The organism is Nostoc sp. UHCC 0870 (assembly GCF_022063185.1).
Taxonomy (GTDB): domain Bacteria; phylum Cyanobacteriota; class Cyanobacteriia; order Cyanobacteriales; family Nostocaceae; genus Trichormus.
Genome location: NZ_CP091913.1, coordinates 4,141,818 through 4,165,571 on the forward strand (window position 1 = coordinate 4,141,818; position 23,754 = coordinate 4,165,571).

At 39.1% G+C, this 23,754-nt stretch carries 16 protein-coding genes, 1 tRNA gene and 2 pseudogenes; 11 read left to right on the forward strand and 8 right to left on the reverse strand.

Going from position 1 to position 23,754, the window contains the following annotated elements; genetic code table 11:
- Positions 1-68: 68 nt before the first annotated feature.
- The 3 genes and pseudogenes from L6494_RS17405 to L6494_RS17415 all read right to left on the reverse strand — a co-directional run bounded on the left by L6494_RS17405 (position 69) and on the right by L6494_RS17415 (position 5,733).
- Positions 69-1,599: pseudogene (locus L6494_RS17405) on the reverse strand (ATP-binding protein).
- Between the two features lie 14 nt (positions 1,600-1,613).
- Positions 1,614-4,076: a GAF domain-containing protein gene (locus L6494_RS17410; RefSeq protein ID WP_237988951.1), complete on the reverse strand. Its 2,463-nt coding sequence runs from the start codon at positions 4,074-4,076 to the stop codon at positions 1,614-1,616.
- A gap of 124 nt (positions 4,077-4,200) precedes the next feature.
- Positions 4,201-5,733, reverse strand: coding sequence for a SagB/ThcOx family dehydrogenase (locus tag L6494_RS17415; protein WP_237988952.1), 1,533 nt, complete (start codon positions 5,731-5,733; stop codon positions 4,201-4,203).
- A gap of 682 nt (positions 5,734-6,415) precedes the next feature.
- On the opposite strand from L6494_RS17415, the gene L6494_RS17420 reads away from it, so the two are divergent.
- A complete protein-coding gene (locus tag L6494_RS17420) occupies positions 6,416-6,595 on the forward strand; it encodes a chlorophyll a/b-binding protein (protein ID WP_237988953.1) in 180 nt (59 codons plus the stop codon).
- A 255-nt stretch (positions 6,596-6,850) separates the two neighbouring features.
- On the opposite strand, the gene rpoD is transcribed toward L6494_RS17420, so the two are convergent.
- Complete coding sequence (gene rpoD / locus L6494_RS17425; protein ID WP_237988954.1) at positions 6,851-8,035, reverse strand: RNA polymerase sigma factor RpoD; 1,185 nt, start codon at positions 8,033-8,035, stop codon at positions 6,851-6,853.
- Between the two features lie 1,818 nt (positions 8,036-9,853).
- Positions 9,854-11,791: a DNA topoisomerase (ATP-hydrolyzing) subunit B gene (gyrB, locus tag L6494_RS17430; RefSeq protein ID WP_237988955.1), complete on the reverse strand. Its 1,938-nt coding sequence runs from the start codon at positions 11,789-11,791 to the stop codon at positions 9,854-9,856.
- Positions 11,792-12,134: 343 nt separating this feature from the next.
- On the opposite strand from gyrB, the gene miaA reads away from it, so the two are divergent.
- The 7 genes from miaA (at position 12,135) to L6494_RS17465 (ending at position 20,430) form a co-directional block, all read left to right on the forward strand.
- Positions 12,135-13,055 carry a tRNA (adenosine(37)-N6)-dimethylallyltransferase MiaA gene (gene miaA, locus L6494_RS17435; protein ID WP_237988956.1) on the forward strand — a complete coding sequence of 307 codons (921 nt, stop codon included), beginning with the start codon at positions 12,135-12,137 and terminating at the stop codon, positions 13,053-13,055.
- 22 nt (positions 13,056-13,077) lie between these two features.
- The gene (locus tag L6494_RS17440) at positions 13,078-13,803 is read left to right on the forward strand and encodes a GDSL-type esterase/lipase family protein (protein WP_237988957.1); all 726 of its coding nucleotides are present in this window, start codon (positions 13,078-13,080) and stop codon (positions 13,801-13,803) included.
- A gap of 287 nt (positions 13,804-14,090) precedes the next feature.
- Complete coding sequence (gene glcD, locus L6494_RS17445) at positions 14,091-15,563, forward strand: glycolate oxidase subunit GlcD (RefSeq protein ID WP_237988958.1); 1,473 nt, start codon at positions 14,091-14,093, stop codon at positions 15,561-15,563.
- A 249-nt stretch (positions 15,564-15,812) separates the two neighbouring features.
- Positions 15,813-17,054, forward strand: coding sequence for a glycoside hydrolase family 10 protein (locus L6494_RS17450; RefSeq protein WP_237988959.1), 1,242 nt, complete (start codon positions 15,813-15,815; stop codon positions 17,052-17,054).
- Positions 17,055-17,143: 89 nt separating this feature from the next.
- Positions 17,144-17,716, forward strand: a complete 573-nt coding sequence (locus tag L6494_RS17455; RefSeq protein WP_237988960.1) for a hypothetical protein — start codon at positions 17,144-17,146, stop codon at positions 17,714-17,716.
- A 319-nt stretch (positions 17,717-18,035) separates the two neighbouring features.
- Positions 18,036-20,297 (forward strand): GAF domain-containing protein, encoded by a 2,262-nt coding sequence (locus L6494_RS17460; RefSeq protein ID WP_237988961.1) that lies wholly within the window; start codon positions 18,036-18,038, stop codon positions 20,295-20,297.
- Between the two features lie 61 nt (positions 20,298-20,358).
- A tRNA-Lys gene (locus L6494_RS17465) sits at positions 20,359-20,430 on the forward strand.
- An 88-nt stretch (positions 20,431-20,518) separates the two neighbouring features.
- On the opposite strand, the gene L6494_RS17470 is transcribed toward L6494_RS17465, so the two are convergent.
- On the reverse strand, positions 20,519-20,749 hold the full coding sequence (locus L6494_RS17470; protein WP_237988962.1) for a hypothetical protein: 231 nt from the start codon (positions 20,747-20,749) through the stop codon (positions 20,519-20,521).
- Positions 20,750-20,796: 47 nt separating this feature from the next.
- Positions 20,797-20,859 (reverse strand): annotated as a pseudogene (locus L6494_RS30980) (thiol-disulfide oxidoreductase); the annotation flags it as partial.
- 192 nt (positions 20,860-21,051) lie between these two features.
- Here L6494_RS30980 and L6494_RS17475 point away from each other — a divergent pair.
- On the forward strand, positions 21,052-21,966 hold the full coding sequence (locus tag L6494_RS17475; RefSeq protein WP_442946964.1) for a helix-turn-helix domain-containing protein: 915 nt from the start codon (positions 21,052-21,054) through the stop codon (positions 21,964-21,966).
- Positions 21,967-21,985: 19 nt separating this feature from the next.
- Here L6494_RS17475 and L6494_RS17480 read toward each other — a convergent pair whose 3' ends face one another.
- Entirely contained in the window at positions 21,986-22,138 is a 153-nt protein-coding gene (locus L6494_RS17480) for a hypothetical protein (RefSeq protein ID WP_237988963.1), read from the reverse strand.
- A gap of 90 nt (positions 22,139-22,228) precedes the next feature.
- Here L6494_RS17480 and dps point away from each other — a divergent pair, with 90 nt between their 5' ends.
- Positions 22,229-22,795, forward strand: a complete 567-nt coding sequence (gene dps, locus L6494_RS17485) for a DNA starvation/stationary phase protection protein Dps (RefSeq protein ID WP_237988964.1) — start codon at positions 22,229-22,231, stop codon at positions 22,793-22,795.
- 214 nt (positions 22,796-23,009) lie between these two features.
- A complete protein-coding gene (locus tag L6494_RS17490) occupies positions 23,010-23,726 on the forward strand; it encodes a pirin family protein (RefSeq protein WP_237988965.1) in 717 nt (238 codons plus the stop codon).
- Positions 23,727-23,754: the final 28 nt, after the last annotated feature.

Genomic DNA, 23,754 nt, shown 5'->3' on the forward strand with positions numbered 1-23,754 from the left:
CCCTGTCACCTGTCCCCTATCCCCTATCCCCTATCCCCTATCCCCTATCCCCTATCCCCTATCCCCTGTCACCTGTCACCTGTCACCTGTCCCCTGTTCCCTGTCCCCTCTAAAGGCAACGTGATTGTAAATGTAGTACCGCTACCTTCTTGGCTATTGACAGTAATCAATCGTTCCTTGATGTGCTTCAACGCATCTTTTAACTATGACTAAACCTAGTCCAGTCCCCTGGATTGATTGAGCATTGGTGGCTCGATAAAATGATTCAAAAAGACGTACTTGATCTACATCAGGAATACCAATTCCTTCATCTTGAATTTTAAAGGTTGCTACATTAGTATCTTGGTCACAAATTAAATCAAATTTAATAGTTTTATGATGAGGAGAATATTTAACTGCATTAGAAAGAAGATTTACCAACATATAATTTAAAAGTCGTTCATCCATAAAAGCATCTGTTGCTTCACTAGAACAGTTAAAAATAATTTCATGTCCGCTATTTGTTACAGATGTAAATTCTTCAATTAATTCTAGACAAAATTTTTGCAAATTTAAAGATGCCAGATGACAATCTAGCTTGTCAGTTTCTACTTTCCCCATAAACAGTACATCTTCCATCAAGTTCTTCATGGATTGCACTGCAATTTTAATTCTGTTTAAATAAGTATTTTTCTTGACTTCTGTTAAATTTTCTCCTTGCAATTCTATCAGTTCAACTGCGGTTTGAATCACACTTAAAGGATTGCGAAATTCATGAGAAACAGTAGATATAAATAGTGATTTGAGATTATTTAGTTCTTGTTCTTTATGTAAAGCTTCCTCTAGTAATTCTGTTTTACGCCGTTCACTGAGATCCCAAAAAACGATGACTACACCATTTATTTGATTAGGTAATCCCATAATCGGGGAAGCACTATCACCAATGGGTACTCTTTTGCCATCTTTAGTTATTAAAGATGTGAACTCTTTTAAATAAACTACTTGTTGCTCTCTTAAAACTTTGGTGACTGGATTTTCTAATTTAGTCTCTGTAACTTCATCCACAAGATGCAAAATTTTGGATACATTTGCGCCTATCGCATCTTTTTGCTGCCAACCAGTTAAAGCCTCGGCTGCGGGATTCATGAATGTAACAATTTCCTGCTCATCAGTGGCAATAACGGCATCACTAATCGAATTTAATAAAGTTGCTAATTTATCATGATTTTCTCTAATATCTCGTTCTAAACGGTGTTTTAAAAGACCAATTTCAATGGCTATGCGTAAATCTTTAGATGTGAATGGTTTAATAATATATCCAAAAGGTTGGGTGATTTTGGCGCGTTGTAAAGTATTATCATCACCATAGGCAGTTAAAAAGATAACGGGAATATCTAAATGTTCCCGAATGTAACTAGCAGTATCGATACCATCCATTTCACCTTTGAGGATGACATCCATTAAAACTAACTCTGGTTTAGTGTCTAATGCTTTAGCGATCGCTACTTTTCCCGAAGAAGCTGTACCTATAACTGTATAGCCTAGTTGACCAAGTTGGCTGGCAATAGTTCTAGCTACAATGACTTCATCTTCAACTACTAAAATTTTTGCTGTTTCCATTGTTATTTTTTAAGTTAATCAATAATAATTTCTTTGGGAAAGCTAATTTTAAATAATGTACCATTAAGACATTCTACAGTAATATTTCCTTCTAATTGTTCTTTAGCCAAGTCATAAACTAAGGAAAGTCCTAGAGAATCTGTATTCCTCCAATCCATATTATTTGGTAAACCGATACCATTATCTTGAATAGTCATCTCAATATTGTTACTAATACAACATAAACTAATAATAATCAGCCCTACTTCTTGATGAATAAAAGCGTATTTAAGAGAATTAGACATTAGTTCGTTGATGATTAAGCCACAAGCGATCGCTTGGTCAACATTCAAATTTATCGGACTAATATTTGTTTCTACACTTACTTTTCCTGGTGCTATATGGTAGGAGATGAGAATACTAGTTACCAAATTAGCAATATATTCGGCTATATTAATTTGACCAATCTCAGGAGAAGTGTATAAATTTTTGTGAACCATAGATATTGATTCAACACGGTTCTGACTATCTCTCAGGGTTTTGATTAGTTCAGGGTCTTTGATGTTTTGAGCCTGTAACTGTAATAATCCAGACACTATCTGCAAGTTATTTTTAACCCGGTGATGAACTTCTTTTAATAGAACTTCTTTTTCAGCTAAGGCATTTCTTAATTTAATTTCCGCTTTTTGTCGTTCAGCCAATTCATTATGGGCTTGCTGAAATATGTAAGATTGTTGAATGGCGATCGCAATTGGGACAGAAAGTTGGTCAAGTAAATCTAGTTCATGTTCTTTCCATGTCCTGGTAGCAGAACATTGATGCGCTATCAACAGACCCCATAGGCGAGAATTAGTATCTCCCTCTCCCATTTCTAGCAAAATTGGTACGACCAAGTTGGCTTTGACTTGAAATTGTTCTAATAAATTAATATGACAGTCAGTTAATCCAGCTTCATCAATATTAGCGATCGCTCGTTTCCATCCCTGATAATATCCTGCTCCTGCTCCTGTCTGAAAACAAGTATCTTCAATATCTGTGTCTAAAGAAATTGTCCATCCTGGTTGTACTGATTCAGCGACTATTTTACCGCTCATATCTGGTGCAAACTGATAGACTACAACGCGATCAACTTCTAGTAAATCTCGTACTTCTTGAACTGTGGCATTGAGAATATCTTGGAAATTTAAAGATTTATGTATTCTTTGAGCAATAGTTCGCATTAATTGCTCTCTTTCTGCCTGAGCTTTGAGCGTGCGTTCAGTTTGTTTACGTGCTGTAATATCCTGCCCAATACCAATAATTTGACCATTAGGAAGTCGGATATTTGCCCAAGATGTATCTATTAACTGACCATTGGGTAACAGAGTTTTACAATCATTCCAAGAGCCGTCTGCGGATTGAATACAATTAATCACATACTCATAATATTTAGGGTCAGGGTACAACTCTGTTAGGACATCACGAGTTTGAAAATCTTGTAAGCTTAACCCAATCAGACGTTCTAGCTCTTGGTTTACCCATTGAACTTTACCATCGGTATTTATAATCGCAATCATTAAAGGAATACGCGCAAAAATATTCTGTAAGAAGGAATTTTGCTCTTGAAGTTTTACTTCGGCATTTTTCCGCTCAGTGATATCATAAAGGATAGTTAAAATGGCATATTCATTGTTAAAATTTAAATACTGTAGTGATGCCATTGCCCAGAAAAATCTGCCATCACTCTGCTTGAATTGGATGTCGTGATTTACTAAAGAACCATTCTGAGCCAATGCCGCTAAAGTTTTTTGTTGGTCATCCGAATTGTTATATAACTCTGAAATATGCCGATTCACTAAATTATCATTAGTTAATTGAAATTTTTGAATAAATTCTGAGTTACTATATAAAATTAACCCATCTTCTACTCGTGAAATAATTAATGGGACAGGAATAGCCTCGATAATTCCTCTAAGTCTAGCTTCACTTGTGTGGAGTGCGTGTTCAATTGTTTCACGTTCCTTAACATGACTTATTTGCTCTTGGTGTAGCTCAATTTGGCTCATGACTTGACGCGCCAATCTATGTAATGAAGTCTGTACCTTATGGTGCAAATACCGTGGCACAAAATCCATAACAGCTAAACTACCTATTGCAAAACCACTGGCGGTAATTAGAGGAATACCTGCATAGAAACGCACATGAGAGTTTGATAATACTAGGGAATTTTCAGCCAATCTATCATCTTGCAAAATATCGGGAATAATTAATATTTCTCTTTGCAAAATAGTATAATTACCCAAACAAATGCTCCGTGGTATTTCTGATTCAGTTATTCCTACCTTGGATTTAAGCCATTCCCTCTCAGCATCTATGAGACTAATAAAAGCTATTGGTGTTTCACAAATATCAGCCGCCAATTGCACCAAATTATCTAAAACTTCTTCTGGTGGTGTATCTAAAATATGATACGTTCGTAATAATTCGAGGCGTTGGCTTTCATCATCAGGTAATAACATTATTTATTACTAGGGTTTAAGACCCATACGTCTACAGGTAGCATATTTCTAGTGGGGGTTTAAATCCCCGACTGAAAATTTTTGAATTTTGAATTTTGAATTTTGAATTTTGAATTTTGAATTGTTATCGCGGACGACCTAATGTAGTGATGTAAATCACGGCTTCATCAGCAGGAATTCCTAAAACTTCATTTACTTGGTCATCGAAAAAGCCACCGATACCACTGACACCTAAATTGAGTTGAGTGGCAGCTAAATTCAGGCGTTGCCCTAAATGACCAGCATCCATATGTAAGTAACGATAAACGCGATCGCCATATTGAGCAATAGCTGATTTGAGATCGGCTGTATGAAAAAGCACAGCTGCCGCATCTCGCCCTAGTTCTTGACCCAAACAAAGAAAGTGTAACTCTCGCCGGAAGTTCTTAAACCTGATTTGTCTTAGTTCTTGGGCTTTGGGTGCGTAATAGTAACAACCTGTTTCTAGTCCTTTGACACCGCAAACAGCAATAAATGTTTGGATTAAATTCAAATCAAAGTAATCAGGTGCAGGATCTAAATTTTGGTCTAGATAATTTGGGAATTGATAGGTGAAATCGAGTAAAGCTTTAAGTTCATCTAGACTTAATTCATCACCGTTATAAGCACGGGTAGAACGCCGCTTATGAATGGTAAATTCTAAATCTGATAGATTTTCTCCCCAATCGATGGGTGTGGTGGCGGTGGAAACTTTTAGACAAAAAGGAAAATTATATTTATCTTCTAAAGATTTTGGCTGCTTGACCGTGGGTAAATTCAGTTTGCCCGTGATACCTGCATTAATTTGGGTGTGGGAATGAAAATATGACAGCAGTTCACCATCGGGGATGTAGGGATAGTTCGTTTCTGTAGCTGAAGGGAGGGCAGTACATCCTGATGGTAAATTTTGTCTGATATCTAATAAGTCTGCCAGAGGTAGAACAGCGATCGCGCCTTCCTGTAATGGATCTATATAAAGTAAATCATTAACTGCTTCATCAATAAAACCACCAATCAAGTGTGGGCGATAATCAGTAATTGCCCCTGCCAATTCTATATTGCCCAACAGATGTCCTGTGTCCAAACAAATCCGCCGATAAGCCCGGTCTTCATACCGCCAAGCGGAACGATAAAAAACCGCCGTCACAATCATTGCTAATTGTGTACTTTCTAAAGCCGGATGCCAAAAACAAGCTTCTTGCAACGCTTGCCAAGTATCATTTTCCCAATACTGCATTAGTGAATGAGTGCGACATTGGTAATTATACAGCCCTGGGGGTAATAAGGGCGTACCACGAGAGACCAAGTACACTTCCGCAGGATACAATCCCCCAGCACTAGGCGCAGAACGTAAATATACAGTATTCCCCAGAGAAGGCATTCTAGCAGTCAGTCCGTAGCTGCGAAACAGCAACCGCGAAAGTCTTTGCCACCATTGGGCATTAGGGTCATTGACAAACGCCTCTGGCGTTTCTTGAATGTAAGGTTTAAGGTCGATGTCAGAACCAATTCTGTACTCTTTAAAAGGTACTGGCTGTTTAGCCCAGTCTAACCTCTGACTTTTAGCGGCAAGGGTCTCAGGGTCATATTTAGTCCTTTCGTGATAGTGTTGGGCAATTGATTGGTGTAGTTCTGGCATAGTGCTGGTGATACCCTTATGACATCCTTATGTTGATCTTGGCATTCAACAGTCGCATTATTTCGTTTTAATTAATACATTTGCGGGAATTACATCTGAGCATTTTATCATTCCCTTGAAGCTAGGGAGGCAAGGGGATAAGGGAATAAGGGGACACGGGAAGCGACCTAACCTATCGATAATACTTTGCAAATTGTCTACACCCCTACACCCCTACACCCCTACACCCCTACACCCTCACACCCATTCTTAACAAATAACCTTTGTGCGTAAGTCCTGAGATGTTTCGCTTCGCTCAACATGACAGTTTCAGCATTTATGCAAGAGGTCTATTCTTTGTGGTCTGGGTCACTTCTCCCAAGGATGGGCATACCATCCTACAAAATTAAAATAATTTCATTTTCTGGTATTCCCTTAGTTTTTGATAATTTTTAGCAATAGCTGCTAAGATGTAGGAATAATAAGGATTGTTAAGATTGCAATATGTAAGTAATTGCTTGCTCCTGTGTGGGATATTTCTGCCAAAAGATAGATGTATTAAGCATTTTTTTTGATATATGTGAAAATCGCCGTCAATTTATCGCCAAAAAATTATAAATAAATGTTGCATTTTTGAAAAATATTGTTATATTAGTTTACATAAGGCAATAATCCTTAGCAAAATCAGTTTGGAGTGCCAATCATGACAGACACAACAAAAATCTCAGCTCCTGTAATCGAAGATCGCAACGCTTGGCGTTGGGGCTTTACTCCCCAAGCCGAAATTTGGAATGGTCGCTTGGCAATGATTGGTTTTTTAGCGGCAGTATTAATTGAATTATTCTCTGGTCAAGGTGTATTGCATTTCTGGGGTATTCTGTAATACTGCTTCACAAAGATGCGACAAATAGATTCAGTGGGGGCGCAATACCCTGCGCTCTTACACTAGATAAATGTGTTGCTAATGTCTTTTAAGTTGGTATAAGTTTTAAGTTGTCAGATTGCCTCGTAATAATAAAGAGATAAACAAAAAACCTGGGAGTTAAATTACCTCCCAGGTTTTTTATTATTTTTCATCAGTAGTCGAAAGTCCACACTCAAGAGTGAAAAACTTTGATTATTGACTATTAACTTTTGACTACCGGATATATTCCTTAAGTACGCTATTGCGATTGGGATGGCGTAACTTACGGAGTGCTTTGGCTTCTATTTGACGAATCCGTTCACGGGTAACGTTGAAAATCTGACCGATTTCCTCTAAGGTCTTCATCCGTCCATCATCTAAACCGTAGCGCAGTCTGAGGACATCGCGTTCACGAGGGCTGAGACTATCGAGGACTTTTTCCAGGTCTTCACGCAGAAGGTTTTTAGAAACTTGGTCTTCTGGTGTTTCACCGTCGGATTCAATAAAATCACCTAAGCGGGAATCTTCTTCTTTACCAATGGGTGTTTCTAGTGAAATTGGTAATTGAGCAGATTTAGCAATGAACCGCAATTTCTCGATGGTCATTTCCATACGAGTAGCGATTTCTTCTTCTGTTGGTTTACGTCCCATTTCTTGAGACAACAACTTGGTAGTTTTCTTAATGCGGGAGATGGTTTCGTAGAGGTGAACCGGTAGACGAATGGTTCGGGATTGGTCAGCGATCGCTCTGGTGATAGCTTGGCGAATCCACCATGTAGCATAGGTAGAGAATTTATACCCTTTCTCATGGTCGAACTTTTCGGCTGCGCGAATCAAGCCAAGACTTCCTTCTTGAATTAAATCTTGGAATGATAAACCGCGATTCATGTATTTCTTGGCAATGGACACTACAAGACGTAGGTTCGATTGCACCATCTTATCTTTAGCTCTGCGACCAATGTGCAGACGATAACGAAATGCTGGTAATGGTAGTTGTACGGCTTCTGCCCATTCTCTATATTCTGGTTCGCGTTCTAATTGGTCTTGCAAGCGATCGCGCACCCGTTCTAATTCTAATAAATCGGCAATTTTCCGCGCCAATTCAATTTCTTCATCCGCACGCAACAGTCGAATTCGACCGATTTCTTGCAAGTAAAGACGAATCGAGTCTTCGGTGTAGTGCTTTTTCTTGCTTTGTGTCCGACGACGCGATTTAGCGGCTTTTCCAGACTTTGCGTCGTCCTCATCAGACTGAGGCTCTAAAAAATCATCAATTTCGCCTTCATCGGTAAGCAGCAAGTCCTCTTCTTCTTCTTCTTCTTCAATTAAGAGGTCTTCTAACTCGATTTCTTCAGGCTGATTTATTATTTCTAGGTCAGGCTGATAAATGCTATCGAGTACGTTGTTAGCCTGGTTCATGCCGCGTTCCTCATGCTCCTTGCAGAATCAATTACTCAAGACTTGGTTACTGCTCTTTTTAAACTGAGCTAGTTAACAAACAAAAAATAGGGTTTTAGATTGATTACCCTGGTGTTTTTCGGAAGTTTTTCTCTTCCTGATCAAATGTGAAAAGCCGCACTGAATGCTGACTTATTCACTTACAATCCCAGCCAAAATTGTTGCTTTCGCAGACAAATTTTAACTGGCTGCTCTCAAAAAAGACTTGTCTTGATGAAAAAATTTGCCCCTCGGTATAAATGAATTATGACTGTTGGCATATTTTCCTATAAAGACTGTTCCGATTGTAGCCTGTTTCACAAAAATTGCACTTTTTTTGTGTGTTAATCATGAAGTCATTAAGCAAGGTAAAGCCACTACTATCAAAAAGACATAAAACATGGTAGTGATGCACTTAAATTTTCTCTAAAGTTTTTTGGAATTGCAGTGGCATTATCTTTACATTCTCAGGAATTTAAAGCTGTCTTTACACAATTTCAGGTATTATGTAAAACATGAATTACTTAGAAATAGTGTATTTCATGTTAACTTAGTGTAGAAGCATTGAGTCACCCATTTTTACATTCCCTTCATAAAAGAGTCAGTCCGGAGAATTGAGTGAGACTTCCCACTAAATCAAGACACCAAGGGAGAAAGTTCCTGTCTTTAAAGACTGAACTTCTTACCTGCCAAACACCTTTACTAGCTAGTAAAGCTGGGGAGAAAGTAGCAGAATGGCGGTTAATTGAGGTTTAAGGAATTTAGCCTTATTCACACATTAGCGCAATGCTGAGATTTCAACCCTCTGAATCTTGACAGGCTTTCATTATTGTATCCAACGATATTTTAATCAATTCAAAAGGGATTTGACAGTTGAAATTACAGGTATTTGCTGACTTAAAGCAAAACTTTATCGAATAAACATAAAATCATTGCTCTCAACCAGTTAAAAATGGCACACCTTAGCAAGTTAGTAGCAGGCTATTACTGCTACGCGGAAGTCCAAAGTTAAAAGTTCTTTATTTTAAGGCTTTGAACGATTGAGAATTGTATCTTTAATTTCCACCTATCTGTACTAGGGTCTACTTTTTTCTAGGAGAAGCCAAAGCTTAGGTTTTGTGGTCATCTTTAAGTTAAAGCTATTTCCAATCTGGCAGTTTGTCAAAAAAAGTGCAATAAATTATTCTGATTTGCAGAACAATATTGTGTTCTTATCATTTTTGATACCGAAGATACTGAAATAGTTATACCAGTTTGATTAATACAGAGCTTTGCTACCCCAGCTTAACAAATGCTGTTTCTGATGGGTACATGAATGGGCTTAGTAGCTAAAAGTTAATATTTTTTTGAATGCCTGGGGCAATAACAAACAATATTTCATCAAGTTGAGAAGTATGCTTGACAAATCAACGTTTTTGTGCATTTTATTATCTAGTAAAATTGATAAAATGATTATTTATGTATATTATCAAACAATTTTCCTTCACAAAAAAATCCCTGAACTAAAAAACATCCTCCATGCGACGGATTTTTTTGCTTGGAAGTCCCTTCTAGCGACTACTGCATCTTTTTTTTTAGCTCAGGTATTGATAATAAATGGGTAATTGATGTTTACCAATTACCCATACAGAAGTTTTTTTGAGGCTAGTACCGCTACGCGGAAGTCAAAAGTCAAAAGTCAAAAGTCAAAAGTCCGAAAATGAGATGTGTCATTCTGAATGAAATGTAGAATCTAAGAGATGTTTCGCTTTGCTCAACATGACAGAGGTCTATTTACGCAGTGCTGTACTAGTGGTCTGATTAGATATCAAGATCGGTGAAGTTAAGTTTAGAACCGTAGGTTTCGATAAATTCGCGTCTAGGTGCAACGCGATCGCCCATTAAAATTGTAAAGATGCGATCTGCTTCAGCAGCATCTTCAATTTCCACCCGTTTGAGGGTGCGGCTTTGGGGGTTCATCGTGGTATCCCAAAGTTGTGCAGGCATCATTTCACCCAAACCTTTAAATCGTTGGATGGTATAGTTGGCATTAGCTGGAAATTTGGCGATTATTGCTTGCAGTTCACGATCGCTATAACAATAATCATGATTGCGTCCCCGTTCTACTTTATATAATGGGGGACAAGCGATATAGATAAAGCCTTGTTCGATGAGCGATCGCTGGTATCGGTAGAAGAATGTAAGTAACAGGGTGCGGATGTGCGCCCCGTCTACGTCCGCGTCTGTCATAATAACGATGCGGTGATAACGTAGTTGGGTGGAGTCGAATTCGTCACCTTTGACTCCCAAACCCAAGGCTGTGATTAAAGCCTGGACTTCATTATTCTTATAGATTTTGGAATCGTCAGTTTTCTCGATATTGAGAATTTTACCCCGTAGAGGCAAAATTGCTTGGGTACGGCGATCGCGTCCTTGTTTAGCACTACCACCCGCAGAATCCCCTTCCACAATAAAGATTTCCGATTCACTAGGATCACGGGAACTGCAATCTGCTAACTTACCGGGTAATGGGGAAGATTCTAATACTGATTTACGTCGTACTAACTCCCGCGCGTGGCGTGCTGCTTCTGCGGCTTTGAAAGCTTGAATAGCTTTATCTAAAATTGAATCTGCTATACCGGGACGAAATTCTAGATACTCTGTGAGAACCTCACCTACCAAAGAATCAACAATACCCCGAACTTCGGTATTACCGAGTTTAGTTTTGGTTTGTCCTTCAAATTCAGGGTCTGGGACTTTAACAGAAATAACCGCCGTTAGACCTTCGCGGACGTGTTCACCACTGAGGTTGGGTTCATTTTCTTTAATTTTATTGCGCTTGCGAGCGATCGCATTTAAGGTTCTGGTTAAAACCGCTTTTAAACCTTCTAGGTGTGTGCCACCATCAACAGTACGAATATTGTTGGCGAAACCCAGCACGTTGTCTGTATAAGCATCCGTACACCACTGCAAGGAGACTTCTATTTGTACGTTGTTGCGTTCTCCCTGCACATAGATAATTTCTTCATGCAGTGGCTGCTTCTCGCGGTTCATGTAAGCGATATATTCCCGAATCCCACCCTTGTATTCGTAGCTTTCTACCTTGGGTGTATCGCTTTTAAGAACATCTAAACGGTGATCGGTAAAAGTAATTTTCACCCCGGCATTCAAATACGCCAATTCGCGTAATCGAGATGATAGGGTAATGTAATCAAACTCAGTATTAGTGGTAAAGATTTGCGGATCTGGCTTAAAGCTGACAGATGTACCTGTTCTCGCTTCCTTATAAGGTTTGGCGATGAGTTCTGTTACAGGAACACCCCGTTCATATCGCTGAGTGTGAACCTTGCTATCTCGCCAAACGGTTACTTCTACAACTTCGGATAAGGCATTAACTACAGAAATCCCAACCCCGTGCAATCCCCCAGAAACTTTATAACCACCGCCGCCAAACTTACCCCCGGCGTGTAGCACGGTTAATACAGTTTCTAAGGCCGATCTTCCTGTGCGCGAGTGAGTATCAATTGGAATACCGCGACCATCATCTGTCACCGTCACCGATCCATCAGCATTGAGGTCAACTTCTATATGAGTACAGTGACCTGCCAATGCTTCATCAATAGAGTTATCGACCACCTCATAAACTAAATGGTGGAGTCCTCGCGGCCCGGTAGAACCGATGTACATCCCCGGTCGTTTGCGGACGGCTTCCAGACCTTCCAGAACTTGAATCTGATCGGCACTGTAACTGCTCGTCATGAAAATTCTCCTGATGCGTGGGGTTGAAATCGCCTAAAGGCTATAAAGTCAAAACACACCAAAATTCTAACACAAAAGGCTTGATGGCGACTGTAGGGCATTTTTATGAGAAGTTTATAGAGGGGATGTAACCCCATAAGTTTTTTGAATTAATTCCTTGAATATTTCAAATTTCACAGATTCATCACATAGTCTATGGGTTTTTGAGTATGAGAGATGAAGACTTTGTAGCGTCGAGTGCAAAGAGAGTAAAAGGCTTAAAAATTTTAGCACAGGGGGAGGGGATTGGGGACTGGGGACTGGTGAGACAAGATAGACAAACTTATAAATATTGACTAATGAAATGACTAAATTAATCGTAATTTGTGGTGCTACGGCGACGGGTAAGTCTGGTTTGGCTTTGAATTTGGCTATGCGGCTGGGTTCTGTAATTCTGAGTGCTGATTCTCGTCAGGTTTACCGTGAGTTTGATATTGGTACGGCGAAGCCAACATTAATAGAACAGCAAACAGTCCCACATTATTTAATAGATATCTGCGCTCCCACAGAGATAATGACGGTAGCAGACTATCAAGAACAAGCACAAAACTTAATTAATTCTCTTGATGTTTCTCCACTGTTCTTGGTGGGAGGTACTGGTTTATATATCCGTTCTATTGTGCAAGGGATGAAGATTCCTAGAGTTGCACCGGATTATGAATTGCGATCGCAACTCGAATCTCTCGGACAAACTACACTCTACGGCATATTGCAGCAAGTTGATCCGACTGCGGCACAAAAGATTCATCTTAACGATTCTCCGCGAACTTTACGTGCGCTAGAAGTATTTTATGTGACGGGAATTCCCATTTCTGAGCAACAAGGCGAAAATCCCCCAGATTATCCAATTTTGCAGATTGGGTTGGATTGTGATGTAGAGAAATTAGCACAACGTATTTACAAACGCACTGAACAAATGATACAAGATGGTTTAGTTGCCGAAGTAGAATATCTTTGTCAAAAATATGGTGCTGACTTACCTTTGCTGAACACTTTAGGATATCAAGAAATCAAGCAATATTTACGGGGTGAAATTTCCTTAGATACAGCCAAAGAATTAACAGTTTTGCATACAAGACAATTTGCTAAACGTCAACGGACTTGGTTTAGAGCATATCCCCGAATTGAATGGTTTGATGCCAATGATCCTGATTTATTAGAGAGTGTTTGGCAGCGTGTACAAAGATTTGTCACCTGTGGCAATCCAGATGAGATAATTCGATAATTTTTTGAAAATGAAAATCAAAATGACTACAACGACTGCATGGTTCAATATTTCGATTTTATTTAATTTTTTATTCGTTTGCTTAAGCATTATTTTTATTTATAAAAGGGGAGGAATTGTTTTTTTGTATCAAAAAATAGATGATTTCTTTAATGATAATGAATATAATTCCTCAGTTTATTACCATCACAAAAAAAGCCAATTTGAACTTTTACCATACTCTGATAAAGATATCATATTTTTGGGAGATAGTATAACAGATCAGGGTGAATGGTCAGAATTATTCAATGATAATAAAATCAGAAATCGTGGCATTGGTGGAGATACAGTAGAAGGAATTTTAAATAGAATAGATCAAATATTAGAATCAAAACCAAGAAAGATTTTTCTAATGATTGGTATTAATGATTTGGCTTCTGAGCGTAAATCATTAAGGAACGTACTGAATTTATATAAAAATATGTTAATTAAAATTAAAAGTGAATCACCTAATACAAAAGTATTTATCCAAAGCCTTTTACCTGTAAACAACCAAAAAAGATACTTGTATGATAACTATCATATTATTAAATTTAATTCAGAGCTAAAAGAACTATCAAAAGAGTTTGATTATGAATATATAGACGTATTTTCTCATCTATCTAACTCTGATAATGAGTTAGATAATAAATATAGTTTAGATGGGATACATTTAAATGGACAAGCATACTTAATATGGAAAGAAGTGATTAGAAAGTATGTTGACTAATAAGAATAGACCTCTTGCAAAAGTCCGAAAATGAGATGTGTCATTCTGAATGAAATGTAGAATCTTTGAGATGTTTCGCTTCGCTCAACATGACACTTTAAGCATTTATGCAAGAGACTCCATGAGCTGCACTCACAAGGAACAATGAAAATAATGATTTTGCGTTGTTTCAGCCTCTATTTTTAAGGCAGGTATAATTGAGTGCGATCGCCTCTTCATCCCTCTAAACTGCTATTCTGGCAACAATAGTAATTAAACTAACCCACCTGGCAGTTAAATAAAAATCTATGCTTACCCAAGATAAACAACAACGTAACTGGAAACCCATCATCAAAGCATTCGAGGCTGTGCTTGGTACGAATGGGGTAGTGCAACGCCGTGAAGAACTCATCACCTATGAGTGCGATGGTTTGACTAGTTATCGTCAACGTCCCCCTGTGGCGGTGTTACCACGAACTACAGAACAAGTGGCGGCGGTCGTTAAAATATGTAACCAGTATGCTGTACCCTTCATTGCACGGGGTTCGGGGACTGGTTTATCTGGTGGCGCGTTACCTTCTGATGACTCTGTTTTAATTGTTACTTCTTTAATGCGGCAAATCCTGAATGTCGATTTAGACAATCAGCGCATTATTGTACAACCAGGAGTAATTAACAGTTGGGTGACACAGACTGTCAGTGGTGCTGGATTTTACTACGCGCCTGACCCTTCCAGCCAAATTATCTGCTCAATTGGGGGAAATGTGGCGGAGAACTCTGGCGGGGTGCATTGCTTAAAGTATGGTGTCACCACTAACCACGTTTTAGGTTTAAAAATTGTCACGCCGGAAGGGGAAATTGTCGATTTAGGCGGACAAATTTCGGAAACCCCTGGTTATGACTTAACAGGTATCTTTGTTGGTTCAGAAGGGACTTTGGGCATCGCTACAGAAATTACTCTCAGAATCCTCAAAAGTGCAGAATCAATTTGTGTGCTATTAGCAGATTTTACTAGTGTAGAAGCTGCGGCAGCAACTGTTTCTGATATTATCAGCGCAGGGATAATTCCCGGCGGCATGGAAATGATGGATAATATTAGTATTAATGCGGTGGAAGACGTGGTAGCTACTAATTGTTATCCCCGTGATGCAACAGCCATTCTGTTAGTTGAAATTGATGGTTTGGAAATAGAAGTTGTAGAAAATAAAAAACGCGTTGCTGAAATTTGTAAAAAAAATGGGGCGCGAAATGTTACTTCTGCTAGTGACCTAGAAACTCGATTGAAGCTGTGGAAGGGACGTAAAGCGGCGTTTGCGGCGGCTGGTCATTTAAGCCCTGATTATTATGTGCAAGATGGGGTGATTCCTCGGACGCAGTTACCCTATGTGTTACAAGAAATTGAGGCATTAAGTCAAAAATTCGGTTATCAAATTGCCAATGTCTTTCATGCTGGTGATGGAAATTTGCATCCATTGATTCTGTTTGATAATTCTGTGCATGGTGCATTAGAAAAAGTCGAAGAATTAGGCGGCGAAATTCTCAAACTTTGTGTCAAAGTTGGCGGTAGCATTTCTGGAGAACATGGTATAGGTGCTGATAAAAAGTGCTATATGCCAGATATGTTTAGCACTACTGATTTAGAAACTATGCAGTGGGTACGGCAAGTATTTAATCCTCAAGGTTTAGCAAATCCTGGCAAGATATTTCCTACGCCGCGCACTTGTGGAGAGGCTGCAAATCAAATGAGTAATCAGCAATTTGTAGGTGTAGAGAGGTTTTAATGTAGTTTGTAGTAAGGACTTTAGTCCTTTCTTATTTCAAAACAAAGGACTAAAGTCCTTACTACGAACAAAGTAAGTGTTCACGGCTAACTACTCAATAACTAAATTCAAGCGAAGATATAAAGTGACAAGTTTTTATTTGGCACTTTTTCTTTTGTCAGATTATTATGATATTTCTACATTATCCAGAAAAATCATGATTTATTCCGCCTTGATAAATATCTCTACCCAACGAAGTCAAAACCACAAATGAATCGGTTGGCTAAACTTTGTTTGTTTTATGTGCTGTGTGTACAACTTATATTGTCCTTAACAATATTTTCTGACCCTTCACTCTCAGATTATCAACAGAAAAATAGCTTACCAACTACAACAGAAATTCGTGGAGTTTGGCTAACTAATGTTGCCAGTGGTGTACTATTTGTACCTTGGGGTATTGAACGCGCTGTTAATCAATTATCAGCACTCAATTTTAATACGATTTATCCTGTAGTTTGGAATCGAGGACATACTTTCTATAAAAGCAATGCAGCCAAATTATTTACAGGTAGTGATGTTCAGCCTTTACTGAATGTTGCACATGGCAACCAAGATTTTTTGACAAAGTTATTGAAACTAGCCAAACCTAAAGGTTTAACTGTCATTCCTTGGTTTGAATATGGTTTTATGTCCCCACCTGACTCAGAATTAGTTAGGCGTTATCCTGATTGGTTAACAATGGGAAGCAATGGTGCGAAAACTCTTAGTGAGATTTTGCCAAGAAAACTTGATAATCAGCCTACAAATAAATTAGTTTGGCTGAATCCCTTCCATCCAGAAGTGCAAGAGTTTATTTTATCGTTAGTGGTAGAAGTGGTTAGCAATTATGATGTAGATGGTATTCAATTTGATGATCATTTTGGAATGCCAGTACAGTTTGGCTATGACCCATTTACTATTGAACTTTATCAAAAAGAACATCAAGGAAAAACCCCACCAATTGACCACTTTAACCAAGAATGGATGATTTGGCGTGCTAATAAGCTTACTGGGTTTATGGGAGAAATCTATGAAGTTGTCAAAGAGATAAAACCTAATATCAAAATATCTTTGTCTCCTAATTCACAAGATTTTGCCTATAGAAACTACTTGCAAGATTGGGAAGGTTGGGTAAAAAAAGGGTTTGTAGATGAGTTGATTTTGCAGGTTTATCGCAGTGATAAAAGCAGTTTTATTAAAGAACTAGAACAGCCTGCTGTAAAGTTTGCTCGGACTAAAATACCTGTAGCTATTGGTATTTCTACTGGTACTTTAACTACTCCAGTGAAAATTGCACAGGTTCAAGAACAGATTGAAGCAGTGCGCGATCGCCAATTTTTTGGTATATCTTTTTTTTACTGGGAAAGTTTGTGGGGTTACATCGCACCAGAATCACCCCAACAACGACGCAAGGTTTTTGGTGAGTTGTTTGCAGCTAAGGCAAAAAGACCGTTGACGATAGGGAGGAAGTAGGTGACAGGTGACAGGTGACAGGTGACAGGGATATGATTGCTCAACACTTTCAATTAATCTACTTTTATCCAAAATATCAATAAAATTTGATGCCTATCATCTCTGCCAAAACCCCGTTAAAATTTATGCTGTTATGGATTTTAGCTAATTTTGGCGGTTTTTTGGGAAGCTTGTTCTGGATTGAAATTGGCGAACGAGGAGAGATTGGCGTAGTACAAGCAGCAATTGGAGGATTAGCGATCGCATTACCTCAAAGTCTTATCCTTAAAGAAACTATCTTCACTATCAAGTGGATTATATTAACTTTAGCAGCCTGGGTGTTACTCACAACTATAGGCATAGGCGCAGTTGGTTGGAGTGTACACTCTTCTGATATTCTGCCTTTAAGACTCTACTTTGGGGCAATACATGGAGCAGTTGGCGGCTTTGCTATTAGCCTAGCTCAATCTTTGGCAATTCGTCAGTCGGTATCTTGGGCTTGGCAATGGATTATAGTTAGCTCTCTAAGTTGGGCTGTAGCTTTACCTGTTGGTTATGCTGTAGGAATAACATTACACCGATTAACTCGCTTATTTTTAGGTGAAGTGGTAGGGTTAGCTATTACTTGGCTAATGGTTGCTATTCTCACAGGTATGACGGCTTATAGACTGGTAAATAGGTAATTTGTTAAGAAACGTAACATTAATTAATTTAATGCTTTCATATAGTTTAAGTATATGTAACAATATTAATTAAATATTCACAAAAGAAAATCAATAAAATTACCCTAGCTTACAAATGGGTTTTCAGCTTCACGACGTAGGATCTGTTAAGCTTATTGCTATGAACTTGCCTAGATTTCTGATAAGAATTAAAGCAAGGCTCAAATATCATCAGCAAAACCAACAATAATTCGCTTGAGGCACTAGAAGCATTTTCTAAAGGCGAAATTCTTCAATAAAGTGCCTCAAAGAGTCATTAATAACGAACAGGGACTCTCGCATGAATATCAATTCAGTAGAATCTACCGTCGAGTTGAAGCAAGAATCTCATGCTCATCTGATTTTTGGCACAGCAGTAGACGAAAAAAGTAGTGGTGAACAGCTACTATTAAGTATGTATGACTCTGTGCAGACATCTATCTTTGTGGTGGATGTCCTAGAGAATGGAGATTTTTGTTATGTAGCACTTAATCCTACCCATGAGCGATGGATAGGTATACGTTCCCAAGATTTGCGGGGTAAAAAACCAGAAGATATTCTCACCCCCGTAGATGCTGCTAAGGTTCGTCAGCGTTACGCTAATTGCGTGCGCTTGGGTAAAACTATATCTTACGAACAATGCTTACAATTTCAGGGAGTACCGACTTGGTGGAGTACAACGCTTACGCCATTGCGGGATGCTAACTCTAGAATTTGTCGCATCATTGGCACTAGTAGTAATATCACCCCTGCTAAACAGGTAGCCCAAGCCAGGGGAATCCAAGCTGAACGAGAACATCTATTAGCAGCAATTGTCCAAAGAATTCACGAGTCTTTAGATTTAGATGTAATTCTCCATCAAACTGCTCAGGATGTGCGAGAGTGTTTAAATTGCGATCGCATCCTCATTTATCAGATGCAAACTGGCCCAAATGGAGTGGTAATTGCCGAAGCTACAGCAAACCCTGATATTTCTCTATTGGGTAAACACTTCCAAGATCCTTGTTTAAGTATCAAGCACAAAGAACATCACGGGCGATGTTGCACTGAAATCATTGAAGATATTTATGCCAGTGGGATAAACACTTGCCAAAGAGACTTTTTAGACTCGTTGCAAGTCAGAGCGCATCTAGTCGTCCCAATTTTATCACGACAAAATTTGTGGGGGTTATTAATTGCTCAATATTGCCATGAACCCCACCAATGGCAACAAATAGAAATTGATTTACTCCAACAGCTAGCCACCCAACTAGGAATTGCTACCCAGCAGGGAGAACTACAACAGCAAATCAAACATCTCAAAAACGAACTAGCATTACAAAAGCAGGCACATCAAAACCAGTTCCAGCAGACAAAAAGGTTTCAAGCCTTAGTTTTAAGCATCACGGCACAAATTAGAGACCGTCAAGATGAAATGCAAATTTTTGCTCATCTTACTCAAGAATTAGCCAAGTTACTACAACTAGAGTCTTGCTATATCGAACTTTACAACTCTGATTGCACTGTCGCCAGTGTTGTGTGTGAGTATGCACCTAACCAGCCTACATACCAGGGAATCAGCAGGAAACCACAAGACTTGAGCGAAATTTATCAGCCGCTATTGCAAAAACAACATTTCCATTCTGTAGAAATAGTCCCTGGATGGCATCCTAAATTACTGGTAATTACCCAGCTAGCTTGTCCTATTTTCGATCAGCAAGGGACTCTGGGTAATCTTTGGTTAATCAAACCCACACAACAACTGTTTAGTGAGCTAGAAATTGGCCTAGTACAAACTTTAGCCCATGAATGTGCGATCGCTATCCGGCAAACACGTCTCAATACTAGCAAACAAGCAAGAATCCACAAACTAGAAAACAAAGAACGCCTCACTCAAGAATTTCTCAAAAACCTCTCCCATGAACTGCAAACACCCATAACGAATATTAGTCTAGCCGCTCAAACCCTCGAAAGTATTCTCTTACCCAACGGCACATTAGATATTGAAATCGTACCCCAACTCTTACAGATTCTACATAACGAGTGTAGTAGAGAAAGTAGGCTAATTAACGATGTACTCACACTCATCCATCTAGAAACCAAACCCGAACCCCCAACACTCATCACCATTGACTTACAGACCTGGCTTACCCCCATTGTCGAATCTTTTTTAGACCTCACCAGCTGTCAAGGACAGCAATTAAAACTAGATATTGCTAATGTCATACCTCCCTTAGAAACCGATATTACCGAACTAGAGCGAATTGTCACCGAACTACTCAGCTATGTCTGCAAATACACACCACCAGGAGAATCAATTACAGTATCTGCTCAGACAACACCCGCAGAAATACAACTCAGTATCAGCAATTCTGGATTAGAAATTCCCATCCATGACCAAGTTCGCATATTCGAGCCGTTCTACCATCTATGCAAAAATGACCCCTGGAAATATAGTGGCACAGGCTTAGAAATGGCTTTAGTTAAAAAAATGGTCAGACATTTGGGTGGCTCGATTCTTGTAGAAAGTATTGCCAGTCAAACTAGATTTATCATTACATTCCCCCAATCTGCTAAATCATAAATCATCAGTTGACTTAATATTGACGAATTAACTATAATATTGCTATTATGATTGTTTGCGTGGGTGACTAGCTCAACGGTAGAGCAGTAGACTCTTAATCTATTGGTTGCGGGTTCAAATCCCTCGTCACCCACTTCTTTCGGCAACTCTATACAGAACCATTGACTAAATCTTGCCTAGACTGGGCTAATATCCCCTTGGAAAACCTTGATTTTAAGGGATTAAGCTTTGATTAACTTGGCGAATTTCCGCATCTCGTCCCAAGTCCTAGCTGTAATGTCTAATTCCTTGGTTTGGTTGTGCTGGTTATTATGACGGCTGGCTTTTCTAAGTTCAATGTAATTTGCGATCGCGTTCAATATAACTTCGGCTGCATTGCCGTGTAACAAGGCTTTACCGCTATCTAATGCCCTAGCATAAGCCATCACCTCAGCTTCAGTTTCGTATATCAAGGCTTTTGCTCGTTTGAAATTGTATGTTCATTTACGCCGAACTGTACTAGTAACTGCACTAGAGTCACGCAGAGATTACAGTTACCATCGTAAATAACATAGTAATTCATTATTAATAACCCTTTTTGGTAACAATATTACGCAAAATATCTTAATATATAATTAAGCAGTAAGTCGCAAGTTGATTAAGTATTATTTTATTGATAAATTTCCATAGATACCTGATTTAACAAACTATCATCAAGCTGCTTGAGAGATTAAATAAATTTTTTACGCTGAAACCTAAAACCTTGTGGGTGAGAATGATGTCGGAAGAGAAAATCCTGAGTGTTGATCTAGCTCAAGAAGATTCCTATGGGGAAATTCTGCCGCGATCGCCCCTGATTTCTAGTTACCATGCCCAATGGGAAGGTTTACGTTTTGATGTTCACCAACAGCCTGGACACGAAACTCCAGAACATATCATTCAACAACACGTTATTAGTATTAGCTTAAAGCCGCAAGTTATCCAAGCAGAGAGATTATTTAACGGACATTTTCAACAAGAGAATATAGTTAACGGAGACGTAGCAATTATTCCTGCTCATATCAATCACATATCACGCTGGCAATCGGAAGCAGAGTTTATCACCATTAGTCTAGAGCCAGCGTTTTTGAGGCGAATTGCTATAGAAACAGGAGATTGGCAAGAATTTGAAATTAAACCCCGTTTTGCAGCACCAGATCCATTAATTCATCAAATTGGGCTAGCACTCAAATCAGAATTGGAATCTAATGGTGATGGTAGCCATGTTTATATTGAATCTCTGACCAATACGCTTTGTGTTCACCTCCTCAAACATTATTGTGCAGCTAATAAAACAAGTCTTCATTACTCTAGGGATAAAGGTCTTTCTGGTTGGAAACTCAGACAAGCCATCGCCTACATTCAAGATAACCTCAACCAAGATTTAACTTTGGCAGAGATTGCAGCAGTGGTAGATATGAGTATGTACCATTTTTCACGGTTGTTCAAACAATCAACAGGCTTTGCACCACATCAGTATGTGATGAATTGCAGAATTGAGCGAGCAAAAAAACTCTTGTCTCAAAGCAATCAATCTATAGAAAAAATCTGTCAACAAGTTGGCTTTCAAAGTCAAAGTCACTTCACCAACGTCTTTCGCAAGCTCATAGGTATCACACCGAGAGCGTACAGAGAACAAGTCAAAATTTAAGGGGACTGGGGACACTTCCCTATTCTGGCAAAATTATACTATCTGCGATCGCCTGTTTGGTGGTACATTTAGTTTCATAAATAACCACCACAGCTAAATTTATGGCTAAACTGACAATAAAATAGCACAAAAAGCTATTTTCGCCATCTGTCGTCAGTATTCTTGCTTCCATAATCCCTATCTATCATCCGGGAGTTTCGGACAACACCCTATTCGCCATAGTATCTATAGAGTGAATTCCGACAAGTCATTAGGTAGAAACATGAGTCAAAATACTCTGTCAACACGTCTGTACCCCACCCGTATAGACATTCCTGCTGAAGTGCGGGTGCAAATCGTCGCTATCCTCAACCAAACTTTAGCAGCTACTTTGGACTTGAAAACTCAAACCAAACAAGCTCATTGGAATGTCAAAGGAACTGATTTTTATCAGTTACACGAATTGTTTGATGAACTTGCAGGCGAATTGGAAGAGTTTGTTGATATGGTGGCAGAACGAGTCACTGCTTTGGGTGGATATGCTGTTGGTACAGCGCGTTCGGCTGCTCAAAACTCTATCTTGCCAGAATATCCCTTTGATATTTTGGATAGTCAAGAACACGTAGCAGCCTTAGCAGACCGCTTTGCACCTTATGCCAAGCATATCCGAGGAGCGATCGCTAAAACTGATGATTTAGGCGACGCTGATACTGCTGACCTATACACAGAAATTTCGCGCACCATTGACAAGCGACTGTGGTTCTTAGAGGCGCATCTGCAAGCATCAGCAGTTAAGGAAGGAAATGGTATGTCTAGTGTTAAAACTCAACAAAAAGCTGTGTTGAGATAAATATTTTTGGGGAATTTTTGCTGTTATAAGTCTATAGTATCCTTTTAGTAAGTACGCCACCTTTAAGTGCGTACTTTTCATTTTATATTGCCATATCTTACTATTTATATAGTTCAAACTCAGACAACAAACTTTAGTAATTTAACAATACAACAAAGAAGAAAAATTTCTCCTTTCCAAATCTCTACGCCCATTTTAAAAGTGAGGGAAATATATGTCTCCAAATACAATTAATTATCTAGTTCATGGTCGCAGCGATCGCGGTCATAGTCAAACTGGTTGGCTTGATAGCTACCATACATTTTCCTTCAGCAATTTTTATGACCCAAACCGTATGGGATTCCGTAGCTTAAGGGTGATTAATGATGACCGTATTGCTTCTGGTGCGGGATTTCCTACCCACGGTCATCGTGACATGGAAATTCTCACCTATGTGCTATCAGGTGCAGTAGAGCATAAAGACAGTTTGGGTACAGGTTCAGTCATTCGTCCTGGGGATGTCCAAATTATGAGTGCTGGTACTGGGATTCACCACAGCGAATTTAATCCCTCCCAAACTGAACCACTCCACTTGCTGCAAATTTGGATTTTACCTGATCAGCAAGGACTATCACCCAGATATGAACAAAAAGCCTTTTCCCCAGAAGAAAAACGTGGTCAACTCCGGCTAGTTGCAGCTAAAGATGGACGGAATGGTGCTGTAACGATTCACCAAGATGTATATATCTACGCATCTGTTTTAGAACCTGGTGATGTGGTCAATTATCGCGTCAAACCAAATCGTTATGCTTGGTTACAAATTGCTGAAGGTATTGCAACTTTGCATGGGGAAGAACTCAGAGCCGGTGATGGGGTGCAAATCAACAGCGAAGAACAGTTAGAGATCGGCACTAACATTGGTGCAGAATTGTTACTGTTCGATTTGGGATAATTGGGATCAGCCGTGATAGCACATCCTC